Origin of the sequence: Spiroplasma sp. Moj (assembly GCF_016082285.1) — a bacterium.
In the GTDB taxonomy this organism is placed as follows: Bacteria; Bacillota_I; Bacilli_A; order Mycoplasmatales; family Mycoplasmataceae; genus Spiroplasma; species Spiroplasma phoeniceum.
On sequence record NZ_MQTY02000012.1, the window covers coordinates 4,226 to 14,359 of the forward strand.

Annotated in this window: 12 protein-coding genes and 1 pseudogene; 4 read left to right on the forward strand and 9 right to left on the reverse strand. The window is 25.5% G+C overall.

All coding sequences use genetic code 4. The features are described from left to right. Window positions 1–10 precede the first annotated feature (10 nt). The 5 genes from BST80_RS01215 to BST80_RS01235 all read right to left on the reverse strand — a co-directional run bounded on the left by BST80_RS01215 (window position 11) and on the right by BST80_RS01235 (window position 4,573). Window positions 11–169 carry a hypothetical protein gene (locus tag BST80_RS01215; RefSeq protein ID WP_400249391.1) on the reverse strand — a complete coding sequence of 53 codons (159 nt, stop codon included), beginning with the start codon at window positions 167–169 and terminating at the stop codon, window positions 11–13. A gap of 1,413 nt (window positions 170–1,582) precedes the next feature. Continuing rightward, window positions 1,583–2,107, reverse strand: a complete 525-nt coding sequence (locus BST80_RS01220; protein ID WP_415745598.1) for a hypothetical protein — start codon at window positions 2,105–2,107, stop codon at window positions 1,583–1,585. Window positions 2,108–2,114: 7 nt separating this feature from the next. Next, entirely contained in the window at window positions 2,115–2,726 is a 612-nt protein-coding gene (locus tag BST80_RS01225) for a hypothetical protein (protein WP_415745599.1), read from the reverse strand. Beyond that, complete coding sequence (locus BST80_RS01230) at window positions 2,716–3,318, reverse strand: hypothetical protein (protein ID WP_415745600.1); 603 nt, start codon at window positions 3,316–3,318, stop codon at window positions 2,716–2,718. The genes BST80_RS01225 and BST80_RS01230 overlap by 11 nt, the downstream gene beginning before the upstream one ends. A 7-nt stretch (window positions 3,319–3,325) precedes the next feature. Further along, the gene (locus BST80_RS01235; RefSeq protein ID WP_415745601.1) at window positions 3,326–4,573 is read right to left on the reverse strand and encodes a hypothetical protein; all 1,248 of its coding nucleotides are present in this window, start codon (window positions 4,571–4,573) and stop codon (window positions 3,326–3,328) included. A gap of 545 nt (window positions 4,574–5,118) precedes the next feature. Between BST80_RS01235 and BST80_RS01240 the strand changes: the two genes are divergently transcribed. Further along, window positions 5,119–5,697 carry an NAD(P)-dependent oxidoreductase gene (locus BST80_RS01240; RefSeq protein WP_415745602.1) on the forward strand — a complete coding sequence of 193 codons (579 nt, stop codon included), beginning with the start codon at window positions 5,119–5,121 and terminating at the stop codon, window positions 5,695–5,697. A gap of 28 nt (window positions 5,698–5,725) precedes the next feature. Next, the gene (locus BST80_RS01245; RefSeq protein WP_415745603.1) at window positions 5,726–6,058 is read left to right on the forward strand and encodes a SemiSWEET family sugar transporter; all 333 of its coding nucleotides are present in this window, start codon (window positions 5,726–5,728) and stop codon (window positions 6,056–6,058) included. A gap of 69 nt (window positions 6,059–6,127) precedes the next feature. Here BST80_RS01245 and recA read toward each other — a convergent pair whose 3' ends face one another. The 3 genes and pseudogenes from recA to BST80_RS01260 form a co-directional block, all read right to left on the reverse strand. Beyond that, window positions 6,128–7,159: a recombinase RecA gene (gene recA / locus BST80_RS01250; protein ID WP_415745608.1), complete on the reverse strand. Its 1,032-nt coding sequence runs from the start codon at window positions 7,157–7,159 to the stop codon at window positions 6,128–6,130. An 84-nt stretch (window positions 7,160–7,243) separates the two neighbouring features. After that, window positions 7,244–7,558: pseudogene (locus BST80_RS01255) on the reverse strand (CinA family protein); the annotation flags it as partial. Between the two features lie 24 nt (window positions 7,559–7,582). Further along, window positions 7,583–7,681: a CinA family protein gene (locus BST80_RS01260; RefSeq protein WP_415745604.1), complete on the reverse strand. Its 99-nt coding sequence runs from the start codon at window positions 7,679–7,681 to the stop codon at window positions 7,583–7,585. A 110-nt stretch (window positions 7,682–7,791) separates the two neighbouring features. On the opposite strand from BST80_RS01260, the gene pgsA reads away from it, so the two are divergent. Together pgsA and BST80_RS01270 are read left to right on the forward strand one after the other, a co-directional pair. After that, the gene (gene pgsA, locus BST80_RS01265) at window positions 7,792–8,502 is read left to right on the forward strand and encodes a CDP-diacylglycerol--glycerol-3-phosphate 3-phosphatidyltransferase (protein WP_415745605.1); all 711 of its coding nucleotides are present in this window, start codon (window positions 7,792–7,794) and stop codon (window positions 8,500–8,502) included. Beyond that, complete coding sequence (locus BST80_RS01270; RefSeq protein ID WP_415745606.1) at window positions 8,486–9,289, forward strand: SDR family NAD(P)-dependent oxidoreductase; 804 nt, start codon at window positions 8,486–8,488, stop codon at window positions 9,287–9,289. Before pgsA ends, BST80_RS01270 begins: the two co-directional genes overlap by 17 nt. 155 nt (window positions 9,290–9,444) lie before the next feature. Here BST80_RS01270 and BST80_RS01275 read toward each other — a convergent pair whose 3' ends face one another. Continuing rightward, window positions 9,445–9,789 carry a hypothetical protein gene (locus tag BST80_RS01275; RefSeq protein WP_415745607.1) on the reverse strand — a complete coding sequence of 115 codons (345 nt, stop codon included), beginning with the start codon at window positions 9,787–9,789 and terminating at the stop codon, window positions 9,445–9,447. Window positions 9,790–10,134 lie beyond the last annotated feature (345 nt).

A 10,134-nucleotide genomic window follows, 5' to 3' on the forward strand; every position in this document is an offset into this window, starting at 1 on the left:
TTNATTCCTCCTAATTTTGTTTCCCTAATGCTCAATGTTCATCAGTCATATCTTCAAATGATACTGAATAACTTTTACGCATTAATTCTTGTAATTTATTTTCTTGATTACATTCTTTATGAAAACAATAACCTCAATATCTTTTTTTAAGACAAATTTTCTTTTTCATATAAACCTCCTAAATTATTGCTTTACCAAATTTGATATATTTATGTAAAAATAATGAAAATCNNTATTTACTGATTGTTCAATAATTTTACAGTNTTTAAAAANTTCATAATNTTTAAAATCTNTTATTCTTCCTTTAAAAATAATACTTTGACAACTTCAAACTTCAATATTTAAATTTTTATTATAAATATCAATTCAATCTTTTAATTTATATGTCATTATTTATCCTCCTAGTTTTAACTCGCTGGCACTCACTTCCAAGTGAAAGTGCCAAAGCGAGAGTTAGTTATATAATTAANTATTTATNTATTTATTTACTACGCCATCCGCTTCACTTTGAAGGTGAGCGGTGGCGGTATGTTGTTTGTTTAATNNNANNNTGTTTGTTTAATANNATAGACAGTTGTTTTTTCTTTTTGGAGCCAGAGAGTTTTCTCTCTCTTCACCCGCACCATTTCAGGTCAAAACGTTCAGTTTTTAAAATAAATCTACTCGCACCTTGAAGAGCCTAATGCTGGCTTTGTGGTTTATTAAAACCGCCGCCACTTCTAAGAAGTAATATCTATCGCAAATTTATTTATAAAGTGACCATCTCAATATTTATTGTCGTTTGATGTTGACCTCGCACTTATCACGACTATCGCTTGTTAAAGCGTCTATTATTTCCGGACTGATTACCGCTGGGCTAGACCGCCTCATGTGGAATAAAAACACTTAGTTATTTAAAATAACCGTTCCACCCTGCATTAAGCTGTTTTATTAAATCAAAGTTTAAAANAACCAGTTTCTCAATCAAAGATAATTTTTGAATTTTCAAGTTTCTGATAAAATTGCTTTTGTGTTTTATCTTTTACTTTATTCAATAAATATTTATGTTTTTCACAAGTTCATAAAACTTTATTTGATAAAAATTCTTCAGTAATGAATGATATTGTTTTATAGCAGTTATCAATATCGCAAATTTGTTTTTGTTTATTAATTTTCATTACTCATTCCTTTCTTTGGTATTATTTTTTTATTTATTAGCAAAATTAATTAATTGAAACAGAGAAAAGACAACACCTTAAATTAGGAGAAAAAACAGGTACACTTTGTAAAGATTTCTAAGATATTTAACAAATGTGTAATACAACTTTTAAAAAGTTAATAAAAGTTGTGATAAAAAGTTTCTATTTTAAGAACTTAAGATGCTGTCCTTTCTCTGAATTAATTAATAATTATGGGTTTACAAATAAAAAAACAACCCTTTAATAAGAGTTGTTTTAGCGCGTTTCGTTTTACAGTTTACAANNNNTNAANTNANNNTNAANAAATAATTTACATAAATCCTTATTTCGCCAACATAATTATTTTTATTACCCAAACAAATTAAAAAGCAATCAACTGGTTTTCCCAACAGGTTGATTGCTTTTTAATTTGTTAATTTAATTTGTTCTAAAAATTCAAATGTTTTTTTCCCAACAATAACTTTTTTTTCAATTTCTCCATCAACTTTATAAATAACTTTATTAAACAAACCATTGATATCAATACCAATCACTTGCGATAAGATAATTTCTTCATCTAAAAAGAAAATGGTTTCATCATTTACTTTAATTCATAAACTATTATTAATTAATGTTTGAATAATTAAATAACTTAAAATTAAGCCATAATTACAAATTGCCATAATTACAAATAAATAAGCAAATGTATTTGAGATATTTGATAAAGTCATTAATAAAATATAATCAATAATAATAAAAATATTAAGTGGAGTTAAAAGCAGATAGATGGTAATAAAGATAAAAATTATCATTGCTTTTCATTTATATTCTTTAATTGCCTTATTATTTTCTTTTTGTTTTTGATAATGAATAAAAAATAAAGTATGAAAAGTATATAAAGCTAACATTAAGATTAATGAAAAAACTAAAATAATAATATGCATTTTCATTGTTTACTTAGCCTCCCCTATTTTGTTGTCATGTTTTAAAAATTGTCATTGATATTTTAACATCATTTGTAATAAAGCGATAAATTTTTTCAGTAGTACTAATAAAAAAACCGATTTGATAAAAACCATTAAGATTAAAAATACTTGGTAAAACAAAATTAATATTTTTTAATCAAATAATAAGATTTTGATCTTTAGTTTCAAAAACTAAGCGGTAATTTGTAACATAAATGGTTCCATTAATTGTTTCCTTACCATTATTAGTAGCAAGATTTAAATAACCAGCCAAGTATTCAATATAATATTGTTCTTTCATTTGTTGAGTTAAGTAGTAGATATTTTGTTGAAGTTCTTTTGGTTTTGTTATTTCATAGCCAATAATTGGTGCTTGATAATAACAAATTTCATTTTTTGGCAATTCATATTTAATTTTAATTACGACTAAATTATCATTTAACAATGTTTGATTGTTATCAATCATTTTTTGTAGTTCATTTTTCTTTTGTCTAAAATGTTTTATTTTTTGTTGCTGGCATAAAGCTAAAATAGCAACAATAATTATTGCAACACCTAAAATAGTACTAAATAAAATAATTCCAATTAAATAATTATGATTCATGCTTTCACACCTTATAAATTAGATATGGCGTTTCTAAACCTTTTACAATAATCATAAAACGTTTTTGTTCCCTATATAAATAAAAGCCTTGATATATAATATTATTAATTCGAAAAATACTTAATTCAAGATTATTAACTTCACTTAATGGTCAAGTTGTAGTAATGTCTTCATTTATAATTAAAATTCTTTGGTTTGTAATAAACATATGACCATTTTGAAATGGAATTTGATACATTTCTTTAATTCTTTTACCTTGCCCATAACAAACACTAATTCCATTTGAAAATGGAATTGTATATTTGGAATGAGTTTGATTATTTTTTAATTTATGTTGAAGATAAACAGTAACAAGAATATTACTAAATACTTTTTCATCTGGTTCTAATTTAAATTTAACGTTAATTTCTTGCAAAGTTAATTTTGATAAATTATTATTAATATATTCTTGATTTTCAACTTCTAATTGTTTAAAAATTTGAAAAAAAAGTTGCTGTTTTTTTTGATAAAATCATCCTAAAAAACCAATAAAAATAAATAATAAACTAAGAAAAACTCCAATTATAATTCATCCTAAGATTGTCATTTTCATTAACTTCCTATTTTAAAATATTAATGCCATTATTAAAATTATTAATAAAAGTTTGGAGCATTAATTCTTCTGCTGAATTTCGTGGTTGTTCAAACCTATTATAATAATAAATATTAATTAAATCTTTTGTTTTTTGATTTAGTTTATCATAATATTTTTTATTAATTAAAAAATGGGTTCCTTGATTAAGGATAATACTTGATAGATAATTTTGTCATTGTTTTTCATTTTTATTTTTTTCTGCTCATTCAGCAAAGTAAGTATTTAAAATCCGATTATTTTTATGATAAATAAAATGAATTTCTCCTTTTTTCGCATTATTAACTAATCTTGTGTATAAAATTTTATTTGGTAAAAATGGATTATTCGGTGAATTAATTGCTTGAAAAGTGATTGGAGTTAATTGTGCTAATAGAATATCATTGCAGACAATTGAATGAATTTCTTTTGGCAAAGTTATTTTTTTAACAACATAGCTATGTTGTTGATTATCTAAATCATTTAATAAACGTGATAATTCTAATTGATAAACTAACGTTAATTTCATAATTCGGCGAAGTTTAATTGTTAAAATCACTTGTTCAGCAACACTTAAACTATAATAATAATTAATATATGTTTCATAAACTTCTTGATGATCCACTAAATTATCGTTAATATTCATTAATAATGCTTCTAACTGCGGTACAAGTGTTTTGTTTGACTGAAGATATTCATTCAAATGTTTTTGACAAAAAACATTAAAAAAATAAGGTACTTTCTCTGTTGATGTTAAATCTAAAAAAGATGTTTTAATATTTTTAAAAAAATGTTTAGAATGATAACGATTTAAATAATAATGATTTTTACTAATATCAAGCGAATAAAGATTATGCTGACCAACTTTATTATTACATTCTTGTAAAATACATTTTTGTTTAATACATTTTTTTAAAACTTGTTGATAATGCTTTGTTTCTTGTTCAATATATTGTTCTTTTAATGTTAAGTCCCCTACTGCTTGTAAAATTGAAATATATTGAGCACGATTTTTAGTTGAATTTAATACCTTCGTTTTGCAACAATTTGCATATTGCTCATTACTTAAACAAATACATGCTTCATTATCATCAAAAGTAAAAATTGGTCGATAATGTTTATGCAAATAATCTAATTGATCATCATCTAAATAATAACTTTTTAATAAAGCATCAAACATTGCTTGCTCGGAACTTTTAAACGTATCTTCCAACTGCTTTTCTAATCCATTTTGCATGTAAAATAATTCCCCTCTGTTGTTTATACTTTATTATAATTATAAACTTATCTAGTTAATTTTGCTATAAAAAAAGCGTTTTACTGTTAGTAAAACGCTCAAAGGCAACATATAGATTTTTTCCACCAACATTGCAATTAGTTATTAATTATTAGTTATTAATTATTAAAAAAAGTAATATTTTGGACCGTTAAATGATTATACAATCATAAAGAGTACTTATTTGCAATGTTGGTTTCATTTTGTAGTTTTTTACAAAGGAAACATATAATTAAAAACATAATTAATTATTAAGATTGGACCATATTAATAACTAATTAGTCTTTATGCAATTTATTTTAACTACATTGTTATTATATTTTATTTGCAAAAATTTTGCAAGTATTTTTTAATTTAACAAATTATTTTATAAAAAAGATTTAAAAAAATAATTTTTTCTTTTTTAAAGATGCCAATAAAATAAGGGTTTTTGAAAAAAATTTAGTTATTAATTTATCCATTCTAGAAAAAATAAATATGTTAAGATATTAGTAAAGGAGAAAAATATGAGAATTTTATTGATTGGGGCTCAAGGTAAATTGGGTCAGAAACTTATTAATGAACTTATCAATTATAATAACTTTACCATTACTAAATTTGTGGGCAATGCCAGCGATTTTGAACAACTTAAAGCCCAAGCAATTGGACATGATGTTTTAGTTTCAACAGTTAGTGCTCGCAGTATTGAAGAACTAGTAAAAATTGCAAATAATATGATTACAATTGCAGCAGAAAATAACCAGCGAATTGTTTGAAGTGGTGGTGCTGGTTCATTATGAACATGAGACCGCACAAGATTAATTGATATTCCGATTAACCAATTTCCTGCGAATTTAGAAAGTTGAAAACCAGCTGTTTATGGTCATTATGAAGTATTAAAATTATTACAAAATAGTTCGATTACTTGATCATATATGTCACCAGCATTAGAATTTGAAGATATTGAACCACTAGGATGATATCAAACGAAAATTAGTGATGATGCTCTATACAACGAAATTAACATTAGCTTTGCTAGTTACACTAGTGGGGCCAAATCACTAGATTTGAACCAACGCTTTACGATTTATGAAACATGTCATTAAAACGGAAATAGAATTTTAGAAGTTTTAAATGGCAACTTATGAAATTATTGGTTGAGTTGGGACTAGTTTAACAAGCATTTATCTTATTCCGCAGAGTATTAAAACAATTATTAAAAGAAATACAAAAGGAATTTCATTACTAATGTATTTATTACTAATAACTGCTTCTTTAGTTTGAATTTGTTATGCTGTTATTAGTCCAGAAATTAATTACCAAATAGCTGTCACAAATATTTTACAAGCTTTTTTCGCTAGTATTATCTTTATAATTAAACTAATTAATGTTATTCAGAAAAAAGATCCGAATGAGTTTCGGATTTTATTAGAAAAATGTCATTTTAAAAAACAAAAAAAAGACTAAATATAATACGAAATAATAAAAGAAAAAGTTATTCAAAGAATACTTTTTCTTTTATTATCTTTCATTTAACTAATCTTGTTGTCTTGTTTTAAAATTATTAATAATTTGTTGTTGAATTTCCAAAAAAACTGCTGGATTCATTTTTAAATATTCTTTTACACGTTCTCGGCCTTGACAAATTTTATTATTTTGATAAGCATATCATACCCCGGTTTTTGCTAAAATATCATATTTTACTGCTAAATCAATTAATTCATAATATTTATCAATTCCTTCATTATAATTAATATCAACAAGAGCTGTTTTAAAAGGCGGTGAGACCTTATTTTTAACCACTTTAATTTTTACTTTATTGGCGGTTGCTACTCCTGCTGTTGTTAGTGTTTCAGTACGACGAACATCTAATCGGACAGAAGCATAAAAACGAAGAGCACGCCCCCCTGCTCTTGTTTCAGGATTAGCAAATAAAACACCAACTTTTTCGCGAATTTGATTAATGAAAATAACGATTGAATTTGTCTTATTAATTACTCCGTTTAATTTTCGTAAAGCTTTACTCATTAAACGTGCTTGCGCACCAATTGTTACATCACTCATTTCTCCCTCTAATTCTACTTTGGGCACTAATGCGGCAACAGAATCAATGACAACTAAATCAATTGCATTCGATTTAACAAGTGTTTCTAAAATATCTAATGCTTGTTCACCTGAATCAGGTTGGGCAATAATTAATTCAGCAATATTAACACCAAGTTTTTTAGCATAATTTGGATCTAAAGCGTGTTCAGCATCAATAAAGGCTCCTCGCCCACCATTTTTTTGTATTTCAGCAATAGCATGTAATGATAGAGTTGTTTTTCCTGATGATTCTGGCCCAAAAATTTCAATAATTCGTCCTTTAGGATAACCACCAACTCCAATTGCTTCATCAAGTAATAAACTTCCAGTTGAGACAGCTTCAATTGTTAGGTTGCTTTTATCCCCTAATTTCATAATAGCGCCTTTACCATATGTTTTTTCGATTTCTTTCATTACTGTTTTTAAAATTTCATCTTGGTCAACGGTTTTTGTTTCAGGAGAAACTGGTTTATTATCTTCCATTATTTTATTCTCCTTTCTGTTTATTTTTATCTTTTTTTTACTATTAATTCCTTGTTCTTTTTCTAAAATTTGTTGTAAATGTTTAATTATTGTTGTAACAGTTGCAATTTTAATTTTTTCTTGTAATCAAGTTGGATTAAATGTTAATGCGAATGTTGTTGCTTGGTTTTGAAAAAGAATAGTTGCAAACACAGTTCCAACTGGCAAGTTGTCTAATTGGCCTGGACCAGCATTACTGGTAAAACTTATGGAAAAATCACTATTAAATTGTTTTTGACAAGCAAAAGCCATTGCCTCAGCTGTTTCTTTTGAAACAACACCATATTTTGTAATTATTGATTGGGAAACATGACCAAGTTTAATTTTAATGTTATTAGTATAAGTAACAATACTGCCTAAAAAACATGACTAGCATTTGGAACATTAGTTATATAATGACTTAAAAAGACCTCCTGTTATTGATTCATATGCTGCAATTGTCATTTGTTTTTGTTGAAGTAATTGTACTAGTTCTTTAATCATTTTTCCCCTCACCTCATAAACTTTCTTTAATATTATACATTTATATAATATAATATGTAAGTAATATTAACATATCTAGGATAAGATATTTTTAGAAAAGAGGACTTAAAATGAATTGAGCTAATCGTATTACATTAATTCGGATTTTTTTAATCCCAGTTATTATTGCTTTAATGGTAATTGTTCCATTTGAAAATAGTTCCTTATATAATGGATGAGATCAATGATTAACAATTAAAGGAGATAATGTTACTTATTCATTACCAATTAGTTATTTAATTGCTGGGATTTTATTTATTATTGCTAGCTTAACTGACTTATTAGATGGTTTTATTGCTCGTTGCTACAATCAAGTCACAACATTTGGCAAATTTTTTGATTCAATCGCCGATAAATTACTAACAAATACTGTTTTAATTGTCTTTGCTTATGCAAACATTATTCCAGTTTGAATGGTTGTATTGTTAATTGCTCGCGATTTTGTAATTGATGTTGTTCGCCAAATTTTAGCAACACAAAAAGTGGTGATGGCTGCTAATCAATTAGGACGTGTGCGAGCAGCAATGGAGATGTTTGGAATGACAATTTTATTTTTTATTGGTTTTCGTATGTTTAGTGGTCATTCTTTAAAAACAGGCCAATGAGATGAATTTGGTTGAGTAAACCAAATTATTATGATTCCAATTTATTTAGCAACGGTATTATCATTAGCGGCAGCAGGAAATTATATTTTCTTAAATCGTAAAAAATTATTTGATATGACAGTTATTAAAAAACCAAAATTAGAAAATGGACAAGAAAATAATGAAAAAAACAAATAGTAATAGTTTAGAATGAGCTGTTGTTACTGGTGCTAGTAAAGGATTAGGATATTGTTATTGCGAAGAATTATTAAAACTTGGTTATAATGTTGTTGCTGTTGCTCGTGATACAACCCCTGTTACTGCTTTACAGCAAAAATATCCAACACAAACAATTAAAATGATTAATTATGATTTAAGTAATTTAGAAAATTGTGAAAAATTATTTAATGATGTTGCAAAAGATAATGTAACAATTTTAATTAATAATGCTGGATATGGTGTATGAGGTTATTTTAATGAATCTAGTTTAGAGCAAGAAATGAATATGATTGATTTAAATATTAAAGCGCTCCATATTTTAACAAAATTATTTGTACAACGTTTTATAGCGCAACAACAAGGACGTGTTTTAAACATTGGTAGTTTAGCGGCATTTACGCCAGCCTCAGTTTTTGCTAGTTATTATGCTTCAAAAGCTTATGTCTGAAGTTTGGGAGTGGCGATTAATACGGAATTGAAAAAAACAAAATCACCAGTTCGAGTTATTACCTTATGTCCAGGGCCGTTAAAAACTGGTTTCTGAAATCGAAGTAGTAACCAGAAAGATGCAAAATATCACTCAACAGTGAAAGTTATGAAGACATCTACTTATGCTCGAAAAAGTTTACTAAAAGGATTAAAAGTAAAAAGAAAAAATTATATTGTAACAGGTAGTGTTAATAAAATTGTAAAAAAATTAACAAAATGAAGTCCTCAAAATTGAGTATTAACATCGGTTTACAATTATCAAAGAAAACGAAAATAAAAACAACAACAATGTTGTTGTTTTTATTTTTTATATTTCATGTTCTTTATCTGATACATATCCTTCATCAATATTATCAATTTTGTTAAGAATTTTTTGATATTGTTGACCTTGTTTCGGAATATTAGATGTTATCTTTTTTTCCTCGCTCTGGTTTAATTATTTGTTGGATTGCTTTTTTTAAATTGTTTTGGTCTTGACTCTAATGCAATATTTTTATTATTGTTTTCTAAAACAAAATCTTCCCCATTTTCTTTTGCTATTTTAGCAAGGGCTTCATAATATTGTTTTTCTAATTCAGCATTAGTCGTTTTTAACTTATTGACTAATTCTTTATAACCTTCAATATGTTCTTTATATTCTGCTATTTCTTCTTTTAAGAGATGAATAAAATTTTCTGATCTCTTAATAGTTTCAGCTTTGTCAAAACCCATTTTAATTAAAACATGATTAATTGCACCACGTGCTATTTTAAAAGCTTGTGATAGATCACCAATCACTTTCCAACATACTCTTTTTAGTTTGTTTTTTATTTTCATATTAAATTTTTCTTTTAATAAAAAGTCATTTATTTTAAAATATTAAATAATATTTTAAAATCATATACAATAAATTTATTCTACCATATTTTTTGTAAAGTTTATATTTAATGATAAACAAACTAGTTTTTTGCGGCAGCAATTTATTAATTAGACTTCTTGCATAACCTATTAAAATAATTGTAAATATTTTTAAAAAGATACTAATAGCAAATTATAATTTTAATTAATTATGTCTTTTATTTAAAAATTTAATATTTTCCTACAACGAAAAATGACTTTTTTATTTAAATTATTTAATTTTAA